A 23,481-nucleotide genomic window follows, 5' to 3' on the forward strand; every position below is an offset into this window, starting at 1 on the left:
CCCGACCGGCGCCCGCCACGGCTGGCCGCGCGGGCTCGAGCGGCCGGGGCTTGCGAGCTGAAGCAGTTTGCCCGAACCGCCGGCCGCGACGAGCTAGTGCTGGGTGCGGGCGGCGCGGCCGCCGGGGAACATGACGGCGAAGGTGGCGCCGCCGTACTGGTTGTACTGTTCGACGAGCGAGACGTCGCCTCCGCCGCTGCGCGCCACCCGTTTCGCGAGCGAGAGTCCGAGGCCGGAGCCCCCGTTCCCGCTCCAGCCGGGTTCGAACAACGTCTCCACCCACTGGTCGGGCACCCCGGGGCCGCTGTCGGCCACGAGTAGGGTCACGTTTCGGCCGTCGGCCCGCGCACTGACCCAGGCGCGGTCCGAGACCTGGAGTGCGTTGTTCAGGATCGGGGCGAGCGCGCGGATGGCGAGTACCTCGGGAACGTTGATCGAAAGCGCCGGGGACAGGTCGACGTTCACGTGGCCGCGGGGCAAAGGCAGGCCTTTGAGCTTGACCGCCAGGTCGTCCAGCTGCGTGCGGTCGCTGTGAAGCRCCTGGCGGTGGCGGCGGGCAAGGTCCAGCAGCGCACTGATCGTGTTGGACATCGACGCGCTGGAGTTCTTGATGAGTGCGACGTCCTCGCGCGCCTGGTCGTCCAGATCGGTGCGCAGCGCGAGCAGGTCGGCGGCTCCGTGGATGGTGGTCAACGGCGTCCGAAGCTCGTGGGCGAGCTCCGAGGTGAGACGCTGCTCGGCCCTGATGACGGAGGCGACCTTGTCCAGCAGCCCGTCCAGGGTGCTGCCGAGAGCCCGGATCTCGTTGGTCGGGGCTCCGAGTGCGAACCGGCGCTCGAGGTCGTRCTCGCTCCACTCGGCGGCCGTGCGTGCCATCTGCTCCACCGGGCTCAGCACCCGCCTGCTGATCCACGCCGCCGAGCCGGCGGCCATGAGGACGAGCAGCGCCCCGGCGATGATGGAGACCACCATCGCTGCCTGCTCGTTCCGCTCGTAGGGAGCCAGGGGCTCGGCGAGGATCACCACCCCCTGCAGCTTCGATGAGGTCGTGAAGGGCAGGGCCATGATGGCGAAGGGTTCGCCGCCTTCGACGATGCGCTGCCTGTCCGTTGTGGAAAGTTCCTTGTACTCCTCCTGCATGGAGGGCGGAATGGTTCCGGCGACCCGTGACCCCGAGGTGTCGTAGACCGCGACGCCCGGGTTGAGCTGGGATCGGGGCACGTGGAGGGCCCCGTCGGGTGACGCCGCACTGATGCTGGCCACCAGGGCCTTGACGTGATCGTTCAGCACCCTGTCCGTGGTGCTGCGCGCGGCGCCGGCGAGGGAGATCTGGACAACGATCACCAGACCGGCGGCGACGGCGCTGGCGAGGAGGGCCGTGATCGTGACGAGCTGTGCCCGCAGACTCAGTCGGTCCCGCCACCGCAGGYGCCAGGTCACGACCCGGGAAGCCCAGTTCGCCACCGTTCGCCTAGCCATCCTTCCGCGTCATCGTGAATCCGACGGCTCGAATCGTCTCGATTCCCGTCGGCGAGTCGATCGACTCGAGTTTGCTCYGCAGACGGCGGATGAAGGAGTCGACGGTGTTGTCGCTGACGATCGCTCCGTCGGGCCAGGCAGCGGCGATGACACTTCTTCTGCGCACCACCTCGTGCGGCCGAGCGGTGATCGCCGCCAGCATCCGGAACTCGGTGGGGGTGAGGCGTACCTGTCCCGCCGCGGTGCGGGCCGAGTGCGTGACCGGGTCGAGGACAAGCCCGCCCGCGCTGATGGCGCTGGCAGGTCCACGGCGCGCCAGAACCTCGAGGCGTGCCAGAAGCACCCGCAGGTCGAACGGCTTGGTGACATAGTCGTCCGCGCCGGCGGCGAAACCGGCAAGATGGTCGTGCGTCGCACCGAGCGCGGTCAGGWAGAGGACGGGAGCGCGCTGCCCGACTGACTTGAGCGCCTGGACGACATCGCGGCCGTCAGCGTCCGGCAGGCCGATGTCCATGATGATCACGCCGACGTTGTTGTCCGGGCTGAACTGGCGGAGCGCCTCGCGGCCATCGTGGGCGACGACCACCTCGTAGCCAGCCTGACGCAGCCCTCGGACAAGGATGGTCCGGATGGACTCCTGGTCCTCGCAGACCCCGATCGTGATCATCGCTTCCTCCGTCAGTACTGCGACCCTTCATGTCCGGTCCGCATGATGACGAGCAGAACCTGCACGCAACCTTGACGGCCAGTCGGCGCTTCGCGGCGCAGACTCGGCGGCGGGCGCCGAGCCGAGGTGTTCTCCGCGTCGCGGCGACGCCTGCTCGTGACCCAGACGCTCGGGCCGACACTCGTACAGGTTGATTGCAGGATCTCTTCGCGATGCTGCCACACATGACCACCGAACTGACCGTCAGCCGACCCTCCTCCCGGGAGGGCGAGATGCTGAACAAGGTCCCCGAGATCRCGATCTGGTTCTGGGTAATCAAGATCCTCTGTACCACCGTCGGCGAGAGCTTCGCCGACTGKATCAACATGACGCTCGGCGTCGRCCTCACCAGGACGGCGCTCCTGTTCACCGCTGTCCTGGCCGCGGTGCTCTATGCGCAGATGCGGCTGCGCCGATACGTGCCGTTGGCCTACTGGCTCACCGTCGTGGTCGTGAGTATCACCGGCACGCTCTACACCGACATCCTCACGGACAGCCAGGGCGTTCCGCTGAAGGTGAGCACCACGAYCTTCGCTCTCCTCCTGGCGGTCGTCTTCGGCGTCTGGTACGCGCGTGAGCGCACCCTGTCGATCCACAGCATCACCTCGACGCCCCGCGAGGCGTTCTACTGGCTCGCGGTCCTGGTGACCTTCGCGCTCGGTACCGCCGCCGGCGACTGGACCCTCGAACTCAGCGGCTGGGGCCCGGGCAAGGCGGTCCTGCTCCCGGCCGCCCTCATCGCGATCGTCGTCGTCGCCTGGCGGTTCGGCGGGCAGCCGGTGCTCGCCTTCTGGTTGGCCTATATCCTCACCCGGCCGCTGGGCGCCAACATCGGCGACTGGTTCRCAACCCCGAAATCCGAGCAGGGACTGGGCCTGGGCACCGCTCTCACCAGTGTGATCTTCCTCGTCGCCATCGGGGCCACCGTCCTCTACCTCACCTGGTCGAAGGCGGACGTCATCCCCGAGTCGGAGGCGCCGGACACCGGCGTCCACGGCGCGGGCCCCGGCCGAGAGCGACTCGCCCTCAGCCTCTACGCCGTGGCCGCACTCGCGGCCGGGCTTCTGCTCCACCACACCGCGCAGACCCCGCACACCTCTCCGATCGCRGCGGAGGAGGGCGGATCGGCCTCCAACACCATCCAGCTCACCCCCGCCCAGGCAGTCGCTCACTTCCCAGCGGCCGATATCGCCAGYCTCAAGGCGATCGTCGACGACACGCTCACCAAGGTGAACACGGGCGACCAGAGCGGTGCCAAGGCCCGGATCAAGGGTCTCGAGACGACCTGGGACGATGATGAGTCCACGCTCAAGCCCATGGACAGCAACGCCTGGACGTTCCTCGACGGTCGGATCGACGACGCCCTCAGCGCAGTGCGGGCATCCCACCCTGACCCCGCCAGCGAGAAGCAGGCGTTGACCGCGCTGTCCACGTCTTTGGGCGGCTGACGAGTCACCGGACGGTGGATGGTCATCAAGCCGGCTGCCGCGCCTCTGTGGGAGAGGCACGGCAGCCGCCTCGGCGAGTGCGCGGCGTAGGCGGGTCCTGTCGGCCTCAAGGACCCAGCTGGTTGGCACTGTTGCGTCGGCGAAGCTCGCCATCTCGGCGACCGATCAGTCATGCTCGAGTGATGCGTCGACGTCGTGTCCGTCCACCGGTTCCGACGTCAGAATTCGCCGGGTTCCGGTTCCCGCCGAAGGTGATTGTCCAGGGCGGCGCCTGTGGGCGTGTTCCCGGGGGGTGGGGCAACGGGGCCCGGTAGGGACGGGATTGCCTAGCTAGGGGGACCGCGCCGAGTGCGAACCAGCCGATCAGCGGCCAGCGCAGCTCCCGGTGATTGAACCAGGCCCGGCTGCCGTTGCTGGACAACTGGGTCAGCGTCAGCACGGGCACCGCGAAGCGCAGCCCGAACAGTGCGGTAAACACCGGCAGGAGCAACACGCCGCCGCCGACGCGGCCAACAGCGTCAGCCCGGGCGTTGAGCTTCGGTTTCTTGCCGCGGAGCCGGCCCTTGGCCTTGGCGATCTTCATGCCTTCCCGGGTCCGCATCCGCAGACCYGCGGCGCCGGCGGTGAGCCGCTGCTGCCGCTGGGCATCTTCCGGGACCGCAACTTCGCGCTCTCGAACGTCGCCGTCGCCGCGGCTGGCGCGGCCGTCCCGGCGGTGCTGGTGCCGCTGTACTTCTATCTGGAATCGGTGCGCGCGATGTCCGGCGCGGACGCCGGGCTCGTGGTCGCGCCGATGGCGATCCTCGCGATGGTGTGCGTGCCGATCATTGGGATCTTCGGGGACCTGATCCATCCGCGGGTGWTCCCCTCGGCGGGTTTCGCGCTGTTCGCGGTCACGCTGATGATTTTCGCGATGTTCATGACGCCGGACTCAGTCATTGGCTGTTCGTAGCATATGGGTATGGGCGAAACGGGCACAGGGYCARGGCAGGCGCGGATTCGGCGTCAGGCGCGGTACGGGCGTAAGCGGGCGTCGCGGGAGGACTGGGCGGGGCAGTCCGCGGCGATCTACTGCCGGATTTCGCACGTGGCGGACGAGGACCAGACGGGGGTGGACCGGCAGGAGCGGATCTGCCGGGAGGTGGTGCGCCGGTTGGGGTTGCGGGTGGCGCATGTGTTCGTCGACAACAACCGGTCGGCGTGGAAGCGTGATCGTAAGCGCAAGGGGTGGGAWCGGCTGTTGGAGGTGGCGCGTGCTGGTGAGGTTCAGCATGTGGTGGCCTACCATCCGGACCGGCTGATGCGACAGCCGAAGGATCTTGAGGAGTTGTTGGCGATCTCGGATGATCGGGACATCACTCTTCATGGGCAGGCCAACCAGCGGGACCTGTCCGATCCGGATGACCGGTTCTTCCTGCGGATCGAGGTGGCGCATGCGTGCCGGTCGTCGGATGACACGTCGCGGCGGATGAAGGACGCGATGGTGGACCGGGYCAACGACGGGAAGCCGCATCCGGGCAAGCGCCGGTTCGGCTACACACCGGACGGCATGAGCATCGTCGAGGCGGAGGCGGAGGTGGCGCGGGACATCGCCGCGCGTTACCTGGACGGCGCCACGTCGATCCAGATCGCCGCTGTGCTCAACGAGCAGGGCAAGGTGACCGCCAGCGGGCGGCCGTGGGACGAGTTCTCCGTGCTGGCGGTGTTGGACTCGCACCACGCGGCGGGTATCCGGGTGTTTCGAGGTGAGGAGATCGGTCAGGGGATCTGGCCTGCGATCTTCGATCCGGGGACGTGGGCCGAGATCCGCGACCGRCGTTCCTACCGGGCCGCCGCGCACGCGGCGACCAGGACCCCCGCCCGGTTCTTCCTGCTGCGCGGGATCGTGACGTGCAAGCGGTGCGGCACGCGGATGGCCGGTACCGGTGGGCATGTCTCGCCGGGTTACCTGTGCTCGCGCAAGTACCGCACGGATGAGCAGAAGTGCTCCCGGCGGATCAACGCTCCGGCGTTGGAGGCGTTCGTCACGGATGCGGCGGTGGATCTGCTGACGCGGTTGGACCCGTCGGGGCAGGAAGCCGCCGCGACGTTGACGGATGCCGACCAGGCCGCGATCGAGGAGGACAACGCGGAGCTGGCGGAGTTGAAGGCGATGTGGAACGCCCGGGAGATCAAGTCGCGGGAGTACCGGGAGATGCGCCGCACCGTGGAGGAGCGGATCAAGAAGGTGCAGCGCAAGACGGTGGTGCGCCCGGCGGTGGAGGTGCTGGCGGGGCTGACCGGGCCGCATGCCCGCGCGGCGTGGGATGCGCTGGTGGAGGCCGAGGAGTACGAGCGGATGAACGCGGTGCTGCGGTTCCTGTTCGCCGCTGTGGTGATCGACGAGTCGCGGGTGCCGCGTGGCCAGTTCGACTACAGCCGTATCCACATCGATCAGAACCCGCTGTGACCCTGGCGGGTAGCAGACGCGCAACGGCCGCGGGGCCGCCCACGGTGAACGTGGGCGGGCCCCGTGCCGTTGTCGGTCTGTTCGTGCCGCTGTGGCGTTCTCAGGCCGCGTGGGGGCCGTCTCGCCCGTCGTCGGTGGCGGTGTCGGGTGGGGACAGCAGTCGGGCGAGGCGGTCGGCCGAGCGGCGGCTGATCGTGGTGGTGAATCCGGCGYAGACCCGCGCGAGGTGAAACGCCCGGTCGGTCGGATCACCGCCCGGCGGGTCGGTGGTCGATGGCTGGTCCGGTGGTCCGTCGTCGTCGGTGGGGGTCGGCGTGGAGGGGGGACGACGGGTAACGGACGGACCGACCAACGGCACCTCACACGGCGATGCGCCTGGTCGGGTCGACCGGGCGCGCGGTGCGGGGACACGGCGAAACAGGCCCTGACATCAATCACAACGCCGACCGGCGGCTATCTATTCCAAACGCAGGCAAACACAGGCAAACAGCGATCAGCGGTGTAGCGCGTAGCGGTGGTACCCGCCGTCCACCGGCCGCCAGAGCCGCGTGGACGGCTTGGCCGCGTCGGGCCGCTACCCGCTACACCTCTACGTCCGCGCAGGTCAGCGCGGCCACGGCGTGTAGCGGCGTAGGTAGCGCAGCCGCTACCCCCGCCCCACGCCGCTACCCCCGCCGGACCGCGCCGCGACGAGCCCGGCCGGATCGGGACAGCATCGCCGTCAAGCTGCCCGCCCGGAACGTGCGGGCGGGGGTAACCGGTAAGGCCCGCCTGGGCGACCCGAGAGCCGTATTAGGCCGGGTTGACGGGTCGGGCCGCGCCGCGGGTTACCCGTTACACCGATGCTCGTGCGCAGGTCAGCGCAGGTCTCACGAGTAACCGAGGGTGTAACTCTGCGGTTACGGTCCTGCCCGGCGGTTACACGTCGACGGGCCGCCACCGGTGTCCGTGGGCGGCCCGGTGGCGGGTTCTCAGGCCGCGTGAGAGTCCTGCTGCCCGTCGTCGTCGGGCGGGGACAGCAGTCGGGCGAGGCGTTCCGCCGAGCGGCGGCTGATCGTGGTGGTGAATCCGGCGCAGACCCGCGCGAGGTGAAACGCCCGGTCGGTCGGCCCGCCCGCCTCTGGCGCCGGTTCGGCGCCATCCGCGCCCGTGCCCGCCGCTCCGGTCCGCGGCGGCCCGTCCGCGCTGTGYGGTGGATCGTCGCGCGGGTCGGTGTGAGCGGGACGGGGCAGGCGGGACGGATCGACCACGGCACCTCACAGAACAGGCAGAGGGGGAATTCGGCGAATAAACGCTAACCGTGCGATCCGCTTTCGCCAAGAGCGGCACGTTCCGCAGGCCACCCCCCTGCCCGCGACCATGATTAGATAGGATGCCAGTAGGCAACTAAGTCTTGGCCCACTTGGGTACACCCCAGATACCCTCCGAGCTGCGCAGATGCGCCACGCCGGGTGTACCCACTAAGCAGGTACACGGTTGGGGTCTCCGTTGGGTACGCGGACGGGGCACCGGTTGGGACATCCGGCAAACGGGGCATTTTATCGCAAAAGCGGCACGGCGGTGTGGGCGAGATCACAGCGRAAGGGGGTTCCCTGTGGGCCTGCTGGCGTCCGTGCCAGATGCCGCTGTCAGGGAAAGCCGACAACTGTGGTTGTCGCTCGGCTGCCATGCGCGCGAGCTATACCGCTGCCGGAGAACGGCACGGAAAGGGGCCACATCACGGCTCCGCAGGCCGCTCCTATACTTTCAACAGTACCCGTTGGGTATTTAAGTCGCGGAGTACTTGGGTGGGTGTGAAAGGTGCTATGACCTGCGCCAGTGCGGCATCGCAGACCCACCCGTCTTTACGGGGGGTCCGGCGGGCGGGMCGATGGGGGGTCCGGTGGGCGGACCAACGGGAAGCCGGACAATTCTGGCCAAGCAGGATGTAGCGGACCTGCGGCCGCCTGCGGACGCGCTGATGCCCAGCGGCCGGGGCCACGGCCGTCCAGAACCGACGCCCGGACCCACCGGACACCCACCGAGGCGCCTCGACTGAACACGTAGACCGTGGGGGTACGAGTCGGGATGTCCTCGGGTGACCCCAGCGGCAGCGCGACCTGCGCMAGCACGCCCCAGCGGGATAGCGGCTCAAACGGGAGATCGGAACGGCGACCGGTACGGCTACACGACGGGCGGGGGGCGTGCCGCGATGATGTTCAGAGCGCAGGTTGCCATGGCCACGGTCGCGGACCGAGGAGTCCCCGTATGGAATCCACGCGTTTCCGTGCCTCGGATTGCCATCCATCGTCTTTTGAAGCCTGCTGAGCTACGTAACAGGCCATGCGTAGCTCGCGAATGTCCCGGAGGGTTTCGAAGCCGCTCCAGTTCGTGACGTCGTGGCCRTAAACCTCGACGAACTCAGCGTACTCTCCGGCTGTGATCCAGGCGAAGGAGCTGTGTTTGATGGCGGTCGATACGAGGTCCCATTCAGGTGGGCCGATAGAGAAGCGTTCGAGGTCGAGGAGTACGGTTTGGCCGTCAGGGGTGACCACGAGGTTCCCTCCCCACGCGTCGCCGTGAACRGCGCTGAGCGGCAGCCCTGGCGGCAGGCTGTTGTACCGACTTGTTAGAGTCTCGACTCGGTTTCGCAGCCAGTGACGGTCAGCGGCGGTTAGCGTGCGTGCCCCCTCGATGCGCTCGCGTAGCCGTGTCATGGGTGACAGGGGATCGAGCGTAAATCCAGTCGGTGGTGGAATGGCGTGAAGTGCCCGCAATGCTGCTGCCACCTCCCGTGGTGTCCCGTGTCGGTGCGGGGGTAGTTCCTGCCAGAACGTCACGGCGTGCCMGCTGATGACAACTGGCTGATGGGCGGCGCCTGGCAGCGCCAGCGCGCGAACGGCAGGGAAACCGTTCTCTTCAAGCCAGCGGGAGACCGTCACCTCTTTGGCTKCGACTTTCTCCTGGCCTGCGCGGCTTATGCGGGCGATAATGCCGCCCGGGAGACGGAAGATGGTGTTCTCGCCCTCCCGGAGGAGTTCGRCCGAGCCGTACGGAACACCCGCGTGGACGCAGGCTGTCCGCAGTAGTTCTGTACTGTCCCCGCTCGGCTTGTCGCGATGCTGGCCGCTCATGCGGAGCTGGTGACCGTCTGAATGTTATGCCTGAGTTCCGCGACTTCATCGATCCGTTCGTGTCGTTTCGCGAATGTTCCTAGCTCGCGTATGTCATCTGCCGCCCGTCGAGAATGTACTTGTCCTGCGGCGCGGAGTGCCGCGGAGCCGACGATGGCCGCTTCTTGCGGGTCGCCGGTCTTCATCATGAGCGACGCGAGTTTTGTCTGGCTGATGGCTATGGACCGGGCGAACGTGGCGCTGTGTCCAGTGACCGCACCGTCCAGACGCCGCGCAGCCTCCGGCGCGTGCCTGGCGTTTCTGACCGCCAGATCGAAAACGGCGTGACCGGTGTCTCCGACGTGTTGAGCGAGGTCGTAGTAGGCCATCCAGACCGGATCGTTTTCCGGCTCGGACTGGCTAAACTCGTCGTCGGCCTGGCCGATGATCCGTAGCGTCTCCTGCTCCCGACCCAGCTTTGCGAGCGCACGTGCCTTGGCGGCAAGGAGCATGGCGCGTTCGGTGGGCGTAAGGCGTTCGGCACGAATGAAAGCGACGTCTACCAGCGTGAGGCCCATATCAGGGTCGCCTCGCCAGATAGCCTGCCTGGCCATCGACGAAAGCGCTTTTGCTCTCAGGTGCCAGTCACCCKCCTCCTCGGCACACGCGAGCGCGAGAGAGAACATTCTTCGAGCATCCTCGTGGACGTAGGCGTCGAACGCCATGAACGCTGCGGTATGCGCGAGGAAGCCGACCGAGGTAAACAGTTCGTCGCGCAGACGTTCCGGGCAGCGTGCGTTCAGGAGATTCACGGCGTAGCGGAGCTGGCCGGCGACCGCCTCGCGTACGAGCCCGCCGCCGTACGTGTGGTCAACCGTTCCGAACAGACGCGCCGCCATTCGCAGTTGATCAATCTCTTCGCGCCCCACGACGGCGGGCACGTCGGGAGGGGGACTCGTGGCCAGCTCGGTGAAGGAGCCGGTCACGACGGCGGCGCCTACGCCTGCCATGGCGCGCAAGAACTCGCTTCGGTTCACGTCCTCAGTGTTCCGCTCTGTGCGACGTGGTCGACGGAAGCCCAGCTCCCGATCTTGCTTGGTGGCCAGGACGGCGTGAAACGCCTGCCGGTACAGCGCGTCAGGCCAGCGGATCAAGCCGCGTTCCAGCTTGCCGATGTAGTTCCCGTCGATCGCCGTCTCACGCCCGGTCTGCTCGTAGATCCAGGCGTTGACCATCTCGGCTAGCTCGCGTCGGGCCAGGGGCTCGCCTGGTGCCTCGGGCGACTCCACACGGACGCGGGCCGCCCGGAACAGGTGGTTCGGTTCCGCCATCGTCTCGTTCCTTCCGGGGCGCTAACGGCCCATCATGGCACGCCCGCCATGCGGCCGTAAGTGGTCCGTCACGGGCCGTAGACGATCAATCCCCCCTATCATCCCCTTGACATCCCTGCTCCCTGACCTGCCGGCATGAGCCGTGGACGCGCTGAACTGAAAGAAGGCCACACGGTGGCCGAAGAACACGCGGCGGAACGAGCGGGAAAGGGCGTCGGCATCATCATGGCCGGAATTAGCCTACGAGTCGAGTTGGAACGTCTACGTGATCGTATGCGCGCCGTTGGGATGACGCATGAAGAGATCGCCGCCGAGTTCTCGCGTCGCTATCGGCTGCGCCCCCGGCCCGCTTTTCGCCACGCTCACGGCTGGACGCTGCAACTGGCCGCTGACCGTATCAACGCCCGTGCCGCGGATCTGGACATCGACMCACAGGGCAAGGCGACCATGACCGTGCCTCGCCTGAGCGAATTGGAGAACTGGCCAAATTCCACTYGCCGCAGGCCGACCCCGCAGATGCTCGCGCTTCTCGCCTCCGTATACGGGACCGACGTACACAGCCTCTTGGACATCGCCGACCGCGAACACCTCCGACCGGAGGACAGGCTTCTCCTCGACACGATGAAGGCGGCCGGTCATAGGCCACAAGACCCGACGTCGGACGCCGATACGCCGGGTATCCCCGAGCGGCCGTTCCCGCCCGCACGGCCGCCGCGCTCTCCCTATTTCGGGCTCTCCACCCTCCCGCCACAACCAGAAGACCTCACCACGACGAACGTGCTGCTCTATCTCCAGCGGCTCAGGACAAGCCCCGTCGCGGGCGCAGGTGGCCCTGAGCCCGATCACATCGCGTGGGCAGCTCTCACCGAGCGGGCAGACGCCATCGCCCACGAGTTGCGCTGGCTCACCAGTCACGTKACCAGAATCGCCGGACGGATCAGTACCGCCCCCGACCATCACAACCCGCAGGAAGGCGGBGGGTGCTGCCGTGCTCGCCCCGGCGTCCCGGATCACGACTCAGGCCATTGCGCCGACCTATAGGCGGTATCCGATGACAGGCACCCAGCGTCTCCGGCCAGCGGTCTACGTCGAGGTGTACCGGGCTCCCGCGACCGCCGCATCGGTGGGCGACATACGGCGGCATGTCGTCGAACTGGTCCAGCAACGAGGAGCCGAAGACTGCGCCTATACGGCCGAGCTGATCGTGAGCGAACTCGCCACCAACGCCGTGAAAGCGTCTGAAACTGCGAGACAACCGATGATCGCCGTCCGGACGTCCTTCATCGGCCGCCTACTCACCGTCGAAGTCTGGGACGGAAGCCCTGCGCTACCGGAGGCAAGACCCACCGATCTCGACTCGGAAGGCGGCTTGGGACTATTGCTCGTCGACGAACTCGCGCAACGCTGGTCGTACTACCTCACAAAATTAGGGAAGGTCGTTTGGGCGGAGATCCCCCTCCCCGAGCCCGTCGCCGTGGATAACCTCTCAGGCCCAAAACAGACAGACTTGCCAAGACGCGAGCTGCTTACGGGGCTACGCACGCGCCTATCGGACTTCTCAGCCGACTTCGTGACCGACATGGCGACACTCCGGCGCGTCGTGGACCGCCTCCGCGCGCTCGACGACTGGACGACTGGCGAGTAACTGCCCCAAACTCAGGAACTCATTACAGAAAGCCGGGAGTCCAGATGGAACGACCGTTGGCCTATGGATACTTCAGTCTCACCGCAGAGGATGACGACGAAGTCTCCCGCCTCAACAGGCAGGTCAAGGACTACGCCGACGCCGAGAGCTATGTCCTCGCCGAGATCTACGTTGACCGCAACATGCCACCGGGCCGACTCATTCGACCTGCGCTGACCACGCTGCTCGACTGCCTCCGCCACGATGACCGCTGTAGCGTCATCGTGCCTAGCGCCGACCACATCTCGCCCTGGCCGCTGATTAGAAAAGCGATAGCAATGGAAATCCAGCTTCTCGGCGCGAAGCTGGTCGTCGCCAGCAACACAGCTCACGAACCGCCCGGCGTCGCCGCATGGCGGGCCGAACGGGACACCGGGCAACAGCTGTGACCACATCTCACACCTCCAACATTGCGTTCGCCGGGCTCACGGCGGCCGGAAAGACGACCCACGCAAAGCGGCTGGCGGACGAACTTGGCTACCAGTACGTCTCCGCGACCGAGATCCTGTTGGAGATTCTCGGAATAGAGCAGACCGGCGAGTCCGTCTGGCTCACTCGACTCGGTGAGACCAACGCGGCCCGCAGCAACGGATCAGTAGACGCCGAGTTGGAGGAACGGCTCGTCTCGCTGAACCGGACCCRACAGAGAACCGTCTTCGACACGTGGGCACTCGCGTGGATCGGTGACAGCCCGCTCCTGCGTATCTGGATCGAATCCGACCTCGAATCGCGAGTCAGAAAATGTCTTGTCTCTCAGGGTGATCGAAGAACRAGCCCCGATCGGTGCAGATCCCTCCTCGACGAGAAGGACAGTTTCAACCGTCAGCTATTTCAGCGACGACACGGTTTCGACCTGTTCACCGACAGGCACCGCTATGACGCCGTCCTCGATAACAGCCATCTGATACCTAACCCTACAGAGTCCGCGGCCCGCTCCGGGATCGAGGCATTCGCGCCCGTCATCCATGCCGTAGCGACCTGCGTCATGGCCGACGACCAGGCGGAAGCCGAGCRCCTGATCCAGACCCATCCGCAGGAAGTTCGACGGATCACGCTGCCGAGCAGACCGCAGCCGCGCTGACGCCACGACGCCGGCCGCACAGCAGACACTTCGATCAGGTCACGGGGACCAGCCATGCACAGCCTTCTACACTGCCACTTCGAATCAGCCTTACGGGCGCTCGAAATCGCGAAACCCGAGAGGGTAGGTTACCTACGAGGCGTATACGAGACAGACGCCTACCTACAGTCAACGCCTGCGGAACGGCTAACCCTGCTCTGGCAGACGGTCATGAGCCTGACCGACGACGCGGACATCTTCACCGAGGCAACGTTCCGCCGAGTCGTCCGCCGCCTTCTGGACGAGATGCAGGCGTCGCGGATCGAACACATTGACCTCCGCATCGGTCCGTCCACAGGCCGCTGGCGATGGATGCACAGCGCCGGTGACGGCATCGACATCTTCCGCGAGGAGCTTTCCTACCGTACCGCTCTTTCCATAACGTTCCTCGCTGGCGTGAACATGACCAAAACCCAGGACCAGCTAGATGCGCTGTTTGACGTCCTATCCGAGCAGGATGACCTGACGACCCGCATCGCCGGCGTAGACCTCAATTTTCTGCCCTACGATCTCCCGAAGTTCAACCGCTATCTTCGGACTCYGYGGAATCTGCAAACCGGCGGAATGAAGGTAAACATCCACCTGGGAGAGTTGTTCAACAACGCGATCTCCCACTACGTCCTAGCCCGCATCACACCCGACCGGATCGGCCACGGCGTTCTGCTTCTCGACGACGAGGCGCTTGTGGACTTCGTGCGAGCCAACGGCATCTGTCTCGACATGTGCCCAACCAGCAACACATTGCTGGGAGTCGCCGATTGGAACCGAACGAGCCCGGCGAGGGTTGCACTCCAACTCGGCATACCAGTGTCCATCAACACCGACGACCCCGTTCTGTTCCGCACGAGTCTCGAAAGCGAGTTCAGCCTCGMTGGGCTGACCGGCGATGAATACGATCAGGTCATCGCCTGCGGAAGGAAGTACCGCTATGGCGACGCCTGAGACTACCATCCACATCGTCTACGGTATTCCGTGCGTTGGGAAGTCGACCGGAGCGGTAGCATTCGCGCATCACCGGGCTATCAGAACCGTCGTTCAGACTGACTACCTCAGAGAGGTCCAGAGAGCCTACGTGGACCTCGAACGCGTTCCGGTGCTCGCCAAGGTGACGCACACCGCCTGGGAACTCTATGGATCGCCGACCCAACACAACATCGTGACCGGATTCGCCGATCATGCCGCAGCCATCGCACCGGCCATCGGGCAAGTGGTCAGAAAGCTGGTCCTCGACGGATTCGACGCAGTAGTCGAGGGAGCRCACTTTCACAGCCCGATCATTGCCGCGCTGCGAGACGAGAACCGAACCGCGCACATACGCGCAACGCTACTGATCGTCCGGACCGCCGAAGAACTCAGGAAGCGCGTAGCCYAGAAGGGCCGAGACCGAGCGGACGRCAACCCGCTCAAAGAATGGCAGGACAACATCCCCTTCATGCTCACGATCCAGGACTACCTCATCGCCGACGCCCGCGGGAAGGACATCGAAGTCAGCACAGCCGACGAATGGAGGCGGTCGTGGAATCCGACCGACGTGCCCTCCTCGACCTAGACCACGTCGTAACCGAGGACGGCAAGATCTACCGAGTCCTCGGCAACCTCGACAGCCGGACTCATTTTCTCGGATACAACGTCTACTCGCCGCATCCAGAAGGCGACAGATTCTACCGCAACGCCCGGTACCGGAAGAACTTCATCGAAGACGAACGACTGCCAGCGGACGTACTCGATACCTACACGCTCGTCCCGGTGCAAGAAGTAGCCGAACATCACGACCCGATTCGGTCCGCRATCGCAATGGTCGAGACGTTCCGTTCAACCGTCTGGTTCGACCTCTACACGGAACTGGTCAAGCTCGTCGGACCCGAATCGGTGGGCATCTTCGGGTCATCGATGTTCGGTCTTCACCTCACCCCCAGAGGAACAGTGCGTAAAGACGTCGACTTCGTGATCCAAGACTTGGYCAACGTCGAAGTCCTCCGAAAGGAGCTGCCCGGTATTCGAGATCGGCTGGGTTTCACCACCGTCACAGCCGAACGCCAAATCCAGCAGTACGAGCGCTACCGACGGGTATTTCGCAACGACAACAACTCCATCCGGTCGATCATCGCGCGACGGTGGACCGGACTGCAACTCTCCAACGACGTCGTCACCACAATCCGCGTGCGAGACCGGTCACAAACGACGCCCGCCGCGCTGATAGCCCCCACGCCACGGGCCGACCACGTGACCGTCTCTGGCCGCGTCACGAACGCGAGCAGAAGCAACCTCTTCCCCCGCCGATTCGACCTTGTAACCGGCAGTGGAATCGTCGAAATATACGTGCTGTGGTGGAAGTTCAGCACGCCGGTGCAGGACGGAGACGCTGTAACGGTACGTGGTAGCCTTCTACCGGCAAATCACGCACACGCCATCCGGCTCACCGACTACTCCCGGCACTGGCTCCGGATCGACGACTAACCAGGACCCCGCGGAAGGTAGAAAAGATGATCGACCATGTCTCTCTGATCACCGGCAACGAAGGGAAGGCCCGGGAGTACGCCGCGCTTCTCGGAATCGAGGTCAAGGCCGTCAAGGAAGACCTGATCGAGATTCAGTCCCTCGACGTCGAAAAAGTGGTGCGACGAAAGGCCGAGGACGCCTATTCAAAGCTGCACAGCCCGGTGCTAGTCGATGACACCGGCCTAACCCTGAGCGCCTGGAACGGGYTGCCGGGCGCACTGGTCGCCTGGTTCCTCGACTCGGTGGGCGCTCAAGGTCTGCTCGATATGGCCGCGTCGGTCACTGACCGCACGGCCACGGTGACCACGGCGCTCGGCTACGCCGACGCTGACGGCGTCCGCGTCTTCACCGGCACGCTACAAGGCGTGCTGACCACCGAACGGCGGGGGCAGGGAGGCTTTGGCTACGACTCGATTTTCGCGCCGGACGGTGGCAACCTGACCTTCGCCGAGATGACCAGCGACCAGAAGAACGCCATCTCCCACCGACGCCTCGCCGTGGACGCGCTCCGGCAAGGACTCGGGCTGTAGTCGGACCTTGGCCGCGCGGTGAGCCGAAGTCCGACTACCGACTTCCCACGCGGACCGAGACCGGACCTCAGCGCCGCAAAGGCGGTCCGTCGTCCGCCTTCCCGAGGTGGGAGCGGTCGGCATCTGCCCGACCACTCCCACCTTCGGTCATAGCCGCGGCTTCCTCTGCCTGCCTCGCCGCTGCYCCCCCTGGTGGCGCAGGTCGGCAAGGAGGTGCGTGACGGCTTCGTCGCGAGTCCGGTAGCTGCGTCCTGGCGGGAAGACGGAGACGAGACCGGGAGCCTTCGGGAGCCATCCGCGCGGCCGGTTCCTCGTGGTGCCCGTGTAGTCGGGGCGCAGGGTGCCGGACTCCACGCCATCGACGAGGACGCGGTAGCCGGTCTCGATCCGTACCAGGGTGTATCCGGTGTCCTCGGTCATGGCCGCGACAGCGGCCACCGCAGCATCCATCGCGGACGGCAGCGAGCCTGCCCGCGCACGCGGCTGGTCCGCCGCCTTCTGCCGCCGGGAGGTGGCGGGCCGCCCGGCGGCATCCTCCGGGCCGCCGGTTCGGTCCGCCGTGGATGCGCCCGCACGCTCGACAACTGTGGTTGTCGAACCTGTGCGAGGCGCGGACGGGGCCGGTGTCCGTTCTGGCTTGCCGGTCGGTCGTTTCGCCGGAGCCACGGAGTCTGCCGCCGCCCCGGGCGCGACAACGACGGTTGTCGCCTCTGGCGTCGAGGCTGGCGGTCCGCCGATGAGATCCTCCGGGGGTCGGCTTCCAGCCGGCGCCGCTGTAGCGACAACGGAGGTTGTCGCTACAGGTGGGGTGGCGACCAGGCGCGGGAACCGCTTGCGCGCTCCTTGCCGCGTGATCCCCAGAGCGCGGCCGATGTCCCCGTAGCTCGCGCCCTCGGCCGCCGCCCGCGCCGCGAGTGTCCGAATCTCCGCTTCGATCGACCGTGCGCGTTCGCTCGCGTCCGCCAACTCGCCGAGCGTGGCCATGAGCGCATCGTCCGCCATGCGACAACCATAGTTGTCGCCACTGCAACGACAACCCTGGTTGTCGCACAAGATCGCTGTGCAGCCTTGCACGCCAGGGCGTGTAGTCACAATGGACTGGGCGGATAGGGCCATTGATCGCTGGCATGCCGCCCAGCGACACAGCGTCGCAGGTCAGCCCTTGGTAGGCCAGCAGGGCTTGACTTCGCCGGTCGCCGTGTTTCTGGTGGGCGCCGGGCTGGTCGGGACAGCCAACGCCGCCATCTGGCCAACGCTCGCCGCGGCCGCGCCGCCCACAACCTGCCGCCGCACCAGGCAGGCGCCGGGGCCGGGGCGTACAACGCGGTCCGGCAGTTCGACGCGGTGAGCAACCTCGCGTATCTCACCGCGGCGTTCGCGCTATGGCGCCTCCTGCGGCGCCATAGCGGCGTGCCGGCCAGCGTCGCGTTCATGCCGCCGCTCGCGGTGCTGATCGGGGTCGGCAGCTTCGCGTTCCACACGCTGGCGACCAGGTGGGCCCAGGTTCTGGACATCGCGCCCATCGGCCTGTTCGTGTTCATCTATGTCGGAAGTTTCCTGCGTTGGTTCTACCGGCTGCCTTGGACGTGGTGCCTGGCCGGCGTGGCCGGGTTCGCCTGTGTGACCGCCGCGTTCATCGCCCTCCTCGGCAGCCAGATCCCCAACCGTTCCGCACCGTACGTGCYGGTGTTGCTGCTCATGATCGGGCTGACCGTGGCACTGTACGGGTCACACCATGAGGACCGGTCCAGGTACTGGCGGGACTTCGCGACGGCCGCCGGGGTGTTCGCGGCAGGCCTGCTCGCCCGCACGATCGACGAGGAGGCCTGCGGGTCCTTCCCGATCGGCACGCACTTCATCTGGCACCTGCTCACCGAGCTGCTGATCTTCGTGGTCGGCCGCGCCCTCGCGCGCCGCTGGCACTCACTCGCCGAGGCTGGTGATACTCGGCTCCCGGCCACGCCCGCGGGCAGGTCCCGGTCGACTGACTATCGCGCATGATTCCTCTGAGCCAGGACGGCACCGGCCTCACCGCGCAGTCGATCCGCCCGCCGGCGAAGCTCGTCCGCCCGGGTGTCGAGAGCACGTCGCGCGGCGAGCAGTTCCCTTTCCGGCACGGCGTCGTCCCCCAGCAGGCCCCGCTCCCCCGATCGGGACCCGTTCGAGCCCACCTGCCCGGCGACCGGCCGCATCCGATCGTCGAACCGGTGCCGTTCGTCCACGAGGCTCGCCAGCTCCGCGCCGATGCGGTCGAGGTCCCGGCGCAGCCGGCGACGCGCGCGGCGCAACGCCGGCCCCGGGACGCCGGCCCGCCGGCTGCGGCGCAGGTCGGCGCGCAGCCGTTCCAGGTCATGGTGCACCTGTTCCTCCAGCCGGGACAGCCGCCCCTGGGCCTGCCTCGCTACCAGCCGCGACATCTGCCCGGTGATCAGCGGAGACGTCGCCAGCGTACGGACACCCGTGACCATCACGGCCAGGCCGAGCACCTCACCGACCAACGCGAGGGGCGCCAGCCGCAGGTCGCCGCCCAGCAGGGCCACCCCGATCACCACCCCGGCCAGCGGCTCGCTGCTCACCGCGGCGGGCAGCGACGCCGGCAGCGGGGCCATCTCGTAGGCGCTCTGCAGCAGCAACGCACCGACGATCGCCGTGGCCACGACCGACCAGGGCTGCCAGGACACCAGGACCGCATCGATCCCGCGGGTGGTCAGCAGGTGACCGATGCTGCTGGTCAGGGCGGCCTGCGTCGCGGACAGCAGGCCCACGGCCGTGGCCAGCATCGGGGCCCGCCGGGCGGCGGCGAGCCGCCGCGTCCCCCACACCGCACCGCACACCAGCCCGCCGACCACCGCGCCGGCGAGGACCCAGCCGAACGTCGAGACGGCCCCCGGATCGCCCGGATGCGGATCTCCGGCGATCAGGAAGAGCACGAGGCCACTGGCCGTCGCCGCGGCCGCCGCCCAGTCGCGGCGCGGCACCGCCCGCTGCGCCAGCAGGGCGGCGAGCGGCAGGGCGAACAGTAGCTGGCAGATCTGCAGGGATTCGACGAGGGCCACCGCGCCCCGGCTCAGCGCCGCCGCGGCCAGCACACTGCCGATCACCGCGACGGCGACCCCGACATCCCACCACGGTCGCCGCACCAACCACAGCAGCAGCCGCAGCCGCAGGACRTCATCGGGCGGCGCCCGGAAGGCAACCCGCTGCTGGATCACCGCGGCCACCGCGAAACACACCGCGGAACCAAGGCCGAGCAGATAGGTCGCCACTCCCCCTCGATCCCGCGATGTACCTTCCCGGGGAAGGTCAGGGCCTCACACGCCCGGCCCGGTGCGGTCCGGCCGTTCAGATCCCGCTCATCATGCCTGCCAGATCCAAGATCAGGGAAATGACCCCGGCCGGGCCCCCACCTTCGTCCGCCGCCGGGTACCACGCCCGGGCTCGGGAATCCGCGCGGGCGGGGAGGTCACCCACGGTCGACGGCATGGGCCTGCTTGTGGAGCTGGTAAATCCAGGGCGGGATCGTCGCCCAGAACACAATGATGTTACCGATGATCACCCCTTTGGCTCCGCCGAGGAGAAGGCCCGTGACCGGGCCGGCGAGCAGGAAGGGCGTGAAGAAAAGATTGATCCAGAAGGTGAGTCTGGTCCGGCCGAAGGCGTAGAGCACGGCGGCCGGTCCCACCGCCAGCGCCGGCCCGGCCTGCGCGATCATCGCGAGGAGAAGGAGTTCATGGGTCTGGCTCCAGGTATCGCCCAGCAGGGCCGTCCCGAAATCGTCGGGGAGGATCAGGAAGATGAGGGTCCACAGCACGCTGGAGGCGACCACCAGCGCGGACACGACGTAGGCGGCGCGGATGATCCGACGGGCCGGGGCACCCCTGCGGCGGGCGAACTCGGGGATCGCGAAGCTCATCAACGCGACGGCCAGGTTCGTCGTGGGGGCGAGCAGGGTCTGCAGACCGCGCAGAGCACCGACGAGCGCCGGCGAGCCGACCGCGGCGATGATCAGAGTCGACGTCTGCTGCGCCCCCTGGACCGTCACGAACTCGGCGGTCATGAAGCCGGTCGTCTCGCGGTGACCAGTGAACCAGGCGAGCGCCCGCCGCGGGKCGGGCCAGACCCGATGCTGCCCGATGCCGACCAGCACGGCCAGCGCCGCGGCGGCACCCCAGACGAGGACCATCACCGGCGCGCCGCCGGCCGCATCCGGCCCGCCGATGGCCAGCAGGACGATGCCCACGCCCATCCCGGCAGCCCAGACGAGATCGTTGACGACGGCGCGGAGGGGACGTCCCTGGGCGAACGACGTGTAGCGCCAGGCATCCTGCACCAGCAGGGCCGGCATGACCACACCCATCGCGATCAGGTTCGTCCCGACCACGCCCTTGAGGACGCCACCGACCGCCATCAGGCCGGCGCCCACGACGGCACCGAGTACCAGGGCCAGGCCGGACGCGGCGCGAGCGGCGGTGCGGAACGCGGCTGGGGCGGCGGCAGCATAGCTGATCCCCAGGGGCGCCGTGGCAGYGGCGCGCGACAGGCCGACGACGATCGCGAAGATCGTGTAGGCAATCGCGAACGCACCGAACTCGGTCGGGTCGACCCGGCGGGCGATGATGAAGTTGATCGCCGCGTTGGTGCCACTGGACACGACCTGGTCGACGATCGTCCACAGCGCGTTGATCCGGCCGCGGGACCGGGACGGGTACGGATCGGCCGCCGGTAGATCCGCCGCTGGAGCCGCCGCGATATGCTCACGCGTGGCACCGATGGTCAGACCGTCGGTGACGGCGGGGCCGTCAGGATACGCCCACCGCGATCCGCTCACGCCGACAACTCTACCGTGACGTAAGAGTCATCTCGGCGCATGCCGCACCCGGACAGGCACAACACAGGGCACGGGGCCCGCACAGTAAAGGCACAGGATCCGCGTAGCGCACAGGATTCACACAGTAAGGGCACAGGATCCGCGAAGCCGCCGGACCGATCGTCTACCCATGACGTACTTCCCGGTCCCGAGACGGCCTTCGAGATGACCATCGTTTCCCCCCTCGTGAACGCACCCGACGCGGACGTGCCCGTGCGGCATCCCGCGGGCCACCCATCCGGTCCGCCCCCGCCTTCCCGGCCCCGCGGCCGGATCGGCCGCCTGGTACGCGGCCCGGCCGGCGACCCCGCGTGGATCCGGCCGTCGCTGCTGGCCCTGCTGGCGGCGACTGCGGTCCTCTACCTGTGGGACCTCAGCGCGTCCGGCTACGGCAACGGCTTCTACGCCGCCGCCACCCAGGCGGCCACGCACAGCTGGAAGGCGCTGCTGTTCGGCTCGCTGGACTMCGGCAACGCCATCACGGTCGATAAACCGCCGGCCTCGCTGTGGGTCTMCGGTCTGTTCGCCCGGGCCTTCGGGTTCTCGAGCTGGACCGTGCTGGCACCGCAGGCGCTGGAGGGCGTCGCCGCGGTGGGGCTGCTGTATGCCACGGTGCGCCGGACCTCCGGTGCCGCCGCTGGCCTGCTCGCCGGCGCCGCCTTCGCGCTGACCCCGGTCGCGGTGCTGATGTTCCGGTTCAACAACCCGGACGCGCTGCTGGTGCTGCTGCTCGTCGCCGCCGCCTACTGCACGGTCCGGGCCACCGAACGGGCGAGCCTGCGGTGGCTGCTGCTGGCCGGCACCTGCGTGGGCTTCGGCTTCCTCACCAAGATGGCGCAGGCGTTCCTGGTCGTCCCGGCCCTCAGCCTGGTGTACCTGACGGCCGCGCCGACCGGTCTGCGCCGACGGCTCGCGCACCTCGCCGGCGCCGTGGCCGCGATCGTCGTCTCGGCCGGCTGGTACCTCGCCCTGGTCGAGCTGTGGCCGGCCTCGTCACGCCCCTACATCGGCGGCTCCACCAACAACAGCCTGCTGGAGCTCGCGATCGGCTACAACGGCCTCGGCCGCATCTTCGGTGGCTCCGCCGGTGGTGGCGCCAGCGGTGGCGGGGGTGGGGGTATGACTACCGGTTTCGGTGGCGCCACCGGCRTCACCCGGCTGTTCGGGGCGAGCATGGGGGCGGAGATCTCCTGGCTGCTGCCCGCCGCGCTGATCGTTCTCGTGGCCGGCCTGTGGTTCACCCGGCGGACGCCGCGCACCGACCCGACCCGGGCTGCGCTCGTGCTCTGGGGCGGTTGGCTGCTGGTCAGCGGGTTGGTGTTCAGCTTCATGAGCGRCATCACCCACCCCTACTACACGGTCGCCCTCGCCCCCGCCGTCGCCGCGCTCGTCGCGTCCGGTGGAACCGTGTGCTGGCGTGGACGGGCGCGGATCTCGCACCGCGCCACCCTGGCCGCGATGATCGCGGTGACCGGGCTGTGGGGCTTCGTCCTGCTGGACCGGGTGGCCTCCTGGCTGCCCGTGCTGCGCTGGATCATCCTCCCGGCGAGCGTGCTGGTGGCCGTCGCGCTGGTGGCCGGTGCCGCCCGGCTCACCAGGATCACCGCCGTGCTCGCGGCAGCGACCGTGATCAGCGCCTCGGCAGGCACCTCGGCCTATGCGCTTGCCACCGCGGCGAACCCGCACAGCGGCTCCATCCCGATCTCCGGTCCCGCGGTGGCCGCCACGGCCGGCGGCGCCGGGGGTGGGCCGGGCGGGGCCGCGGCGGGCGGCGGCCTGCCCTCCGGCGCTCCGGGTGGAACCCCACCGAGCTCGTCCAGCGGCTCGTCCAGCGGTTCCTCCGCTTCCTCCAGCGACTCGCCGGTGGCAAGGGGCACGGGGAGCACGGCTCTGGTCGCGCTGCTCAGGACGAGCACCACGACCTGGGCTGCCGCCACCACCGGCGGTGCGACCACCGCCGCCGAGCTGGAGCTCAGCAGCGGTAAGGCGGTCATCGCGATCGGCGGATGGGACGGCAGCGACCCGGCACCGACGCTGGCGCAGTTCGAGCAGTGGGTCAGCGAAGGCAAGATCCACTACTTCGTTGCCGGCGGGACCGGGATGGGCGGGGGGCGGAACTCCACCTCTGGCAACGAGATCGCCGCCTGGGTGGCGGCGCATTTCACCGCCACCACGGTCGGCGGGCAGACGGTCTACGACCTCACCACGTCCGGCATGAGCTGATCACACGATGTGCCGAGGACGGCACAAGWCGAGGACGGCACAAGTCGAGGAGG

General features: G+C 67.8%; 21 protein-coding genes and 2 pseudogenes. 13 read left to right on the forward strand and 10 right to left on the reverse strand.

The window, feature by feature from the left end:
- Positions 1–93: 93 nt before the first annotated feature.
- Positions 94–1,479 (reverse strand): HAMP domain-containing sensor histidine kinase, encoded by a 1,386-nt coding sequence (locus tag Manayef4_RS04800; protein WP_070130772.1) that lies wholly within the window; start codon positions 1,477–1,479, stop codon positions 94–96.
- Positions 1,472–2,146 (reverse strand): response regulator transcription factor, encoded by a 675-nt coding sequence (locus tag Manayef4_RS04805; protein ID WP_070130773.1) that lies wholly within the window; start codon positions 2,144–2,146, stop codon positions 1,472–1,474. The genes Manayef4_RS04800 and Manayef4_RS04805 overlap by 8 nt, the downstream gene beginning before the upstream one ends.
- Positions 2,147–2,358: 212 nt before the next feature.
- Between Manayef4_RS04805 and Manayef4_RS04810 the strand changes: the two genes are divergently transcribed.
- Positions 2,359–3,633 carry a hypothetical protein gene (locus tag Manayef4_RS04810; RefSeq protein WP_070130826.1) on the forward strand — a complete coding sequence of 425 codons (1,275 nt, stop codon included), beginning with the start codon at positions 2,359–2,361 and terminating at the stop codon, positions 3,631–3,633.
- Positions 3,634–3,815: 182 nt separating this feature from the next.
- Positions 3,816–3,893 (forward strand): annotated as a pseudogene (locus Manayef4_RS25670) (IS6 family transposase); the annotation flags it as partial.
- Between the two features lie 254 nt (positions 3,894–4,147).
- Here Manayef4_RS25670 and Manayef4_RS26555 read toward each other — a convergent pair.
- Positions 4,148–4,240, reverse strand: a pseudogene (locus Manayef4_RS26555) (recombinase family protein); the annotation flags it as partial.
- 354 nt (positions 4,241–4,594) lie between these two features.
- Here Manayef4_RS26555 and Manayef4_RS04820 point away from each other — a divergent pair.
- Positions 4,595–6,082, forward strand: coding sequence for a recombinase family protein (locus tag Manayef4_RS04820; RefSeq protein WP_256388607.1), 1,488 nt, complete (start codon positions 4,595–4,597; stop codon positions 6,080–6,082).
- A gap of 100 nt (positions 6,083–6,182) precedes the next feature.
- Here the strand turns inward: Manayef4_RS04820 and Manayef4_RS04825 are convergent, their stop codons facing one another.
- From Manayef4_RS04825 to Manayef4_RS04835, 4 genes are all read right to left on the reverse strand, one after another.
- Positions 6,183–6,434 carry a hypothetical protein gene (locus Manayef4_RS04825; RefSeq protein ID WP_139140006.1) on the reverse strand — a complete coding sequence of 84 codons (252 nt, stop codon included), beginning with the start codon at positions 6,432–6,434 and terminating at the stop codon, positions 6,183–6,185.
- Positions 6,435–7,053: 619 nt separating this feature from the next.
- On the reverse strand, positions 7,054–7,332 hold the full coding sequence (locus Manayef4_RS04830; RefSeq protein WP_011436787.1) for a hypothetical protein: 279 nt from the start codon (positions 7,330–7,332) through the stop codon (positions 7,054–7,056).
- Positions 7,333–8,280: 948 nt separating this feature from the next.
- Positions 8,281–9,195, reverse strand: coding sequence for an aminoglycoside phosphotransferase family protein (locus Manayef4_RS22425; protein ID WP_083282273.1), 915 nt, complete (start codon positions 9,193–9,195; stop codon positions 8,281–8,283).
- Positions 9,192–10,409, reverse strand: coding sequence for an XRE family transcriptional regulator (locus Manayef4_RS04835; protein WP_254665458.1), 1,218 nt, complete (start codon positions 10,407–10,409; stop codon positions 9,192–9,194). Before Manayef4_RS04835 ends, Manayef4_RS22425 begins: the two co-directional genes overlap by 4 nt.
- A 231-nt stretch (positions 10,410–10,640) precedes the next feature.
- On the opposite strand from Manayef4_RS04835, the gene Manayef4_RS23895 reads away from it, so the two are divergent.
- The 8 genes from Manayef4_RS23895 to rdgB all read left to right on the forward strand — a co-directional run bounded on the left by Manayef4_RS23895 (position 10,641) and on the right by rdgB (position 16,338).
- Entirely contained in the window at positions 10,641–11,546 is a 906-nt protein-coding gene (locus tag Manayef4_RS23895; protein ID WP_139140007.1) for a hypothetical protein, read from the forward strand.
- Positions 11,547–11,556: 10 nt separating this feature from the next.
- A complete protein-coding gene (locus tag Manayef4_RS04845) occupies positions 11,557–12,150 on the forward strand; it encodes an ATP-binding protein (RefSeq protein WP_011436791.1) in 594 nt (197 codons plus the stop codon).
- A gap of 44 nt (positions 12,151–12,194) precedes the next feature.
- Positions 12,195–12,578, forward strand: coding sequence for a recombinase family protein (locus Manayef4_RS04850; RefSeq protein WP_011436792.1), 384 nt, complete (start codon positions 12,195–12,197; stop codon positions 12,576–12,578).
- Positions 12,575–13,270 (forward strand): cytidylate kinase-like family protein, encoded by a 696-nt coding sequence (locus Manayef4_RS04855; RefSeq protein WP_254665459.1) that lies wholly within the window; start codon positions 12,575–12,577, stop codon positions 13,268–13,270. Before Manayef4_RS04850 ends, Manayef4_RS04855 begins: the two co-directional genes overlap by 4 nt.
- Before the next feature lie 210 nt (positions 13,271–13,480).
- A complete protein-coding gene (locus Manayef4_RS04860; RefSeq protein ID WP_070130780.1) occupies positions 13,481–14,251 on the forward strand; it encodes a hypothetical protein in 771 nt (256 codons plus the stop codon).
- Complete coding sequence (locus Manayef4_RS04865; RefSeq protein ID WP_070130781.1) at positions 14,238–14,858, forward strand: mevalonate-3-phosphate 5-kinase; 621 nt, start codon at positions 14,238–14,240, stop codon at positions 14,856–14,858. The genes Manayef4_RS04860 and Manayef4_RS04865 overlap by 14 nt, the downstream gene beginning before the upstream one ends.
- Positions 14,813–15,766, forward strand: coding sequence for a hypothetical protein (locus tag Manayef4_RS04870; RefSeq protein WP_070130782.1), 954 nt, complete (start codon positions 14,813–14,815; stop codon positions 15,764–15,766). The genes Manayef4_RS04865 and Manayef4_RS04870 overlap by 46 nt, the downstream gene beginning before the upstream one ends.
- A gap of 26 nt (positions 15,767–15,792) precedes the next feature.
- Positions 15,793–16,338 (forward strand): RdgB/HAM1 family non-canonical purine NTP pyrophosphatase, encoded by a 546-nt coding sequence (rdgB, locus tag Manayef4_RS04875; RefSeq protein ID WP_011436797.1) that lies wholly within the window; start codon positions 15,793–15,795, stop codon positions 16,336–16,338.
- A gap of 147 nt (positions 16,339–16,485) precedes the next feature.
- Here the strand turns inward: rdgB and Manayef4_RS04880 are convergent, their stop codons facing one another.
- Positions 16,486–17,340: a hypothetical protein gene (locus tag Manayef4_RS04880; protein WP_070130783.1), complete on the reverse strand. Its 855-nt coding sequence runs from the start codon at positions 17,338–17,340 to the stop codon at positions 16,486–16,488.
- Positions 17,341–17,682: 342 nt separating this feature from the next.
- On the opposite strand from Manayef4_RS04880, the gene Manayef4_RS04885 reads away from it, so the two are divergent.
- Positions 17,683–18,339, forward strand: a complete 657-nt coding sequence (locus Manayef4_RS04885) for a ceramidase domain-containing protein (protein WP_070130784.1) — start codon at positions 17,683–17,685, stop codon at positions 18,337–18,339.
- Here the strand turns inward: Manayef4_RS04885 and Manayef4_RS04890 are convergent.
- Both Manayef4_RS04890 and Manayef4_RS04895 read right to left on the reverse strand, forming a co-directional pair.
- Positions 18,327–19,604 carry a DMT family transporter gene (locus tag Manayef4_RS04890; protein WP_011436800.1) on the reverse strand — a complete coding sequence of 426 codons (1,278 nt, stop codon included), beginning with the start codon at positions 19,602–19,604 and terminating at the stop codon, positions 18,327–18,329. The two genes, Manayef4_RS04885 and Manayef4_RS04890, sit on opposite strands and share 13 nt — an antisense overlap.
- 197 nt (positions 19,605–19,801) lie before the next feature.
- On the reverse strand, positions 19,802–21,166 hold the full coding sequence (locus tag Manayef4_RS04895; RefSeq protein ID WP_070130785.1) for a hypothetical protein: 1,365 nt from the start codon (positions 21,164–21,166) through the stop codon (positions 19,802–19,804).
- Positions 21,167–21,370: 204 nt separating this feature from the next.
- Between Manayef4_RS04895 and Manayef4_RS04900 the strand changes: the two genes are divergently transcribed.
- Positions 21,371–23,428, forward strand: coding sequence for a glycosyltransferase family 39 protein (locus Manayef4_RS04900; protein WP_070130786.1), 2,058 nt, complete (start codon positions 21,371–21,373; stop codon positions 23,426–23,428).
- Positions 23,429–23,481 lie beyond the last annotated feature (53 nt).

Origin of the sequence: Frankia sp. CgMI4 (assembly GCF_001756285.1) — a bacterium.
Lineage (GTDB): Bacteria > Actinomycetota > Actinomycetes > Frankiales > Frankiaceae > Frankia > Frankia casuarinae.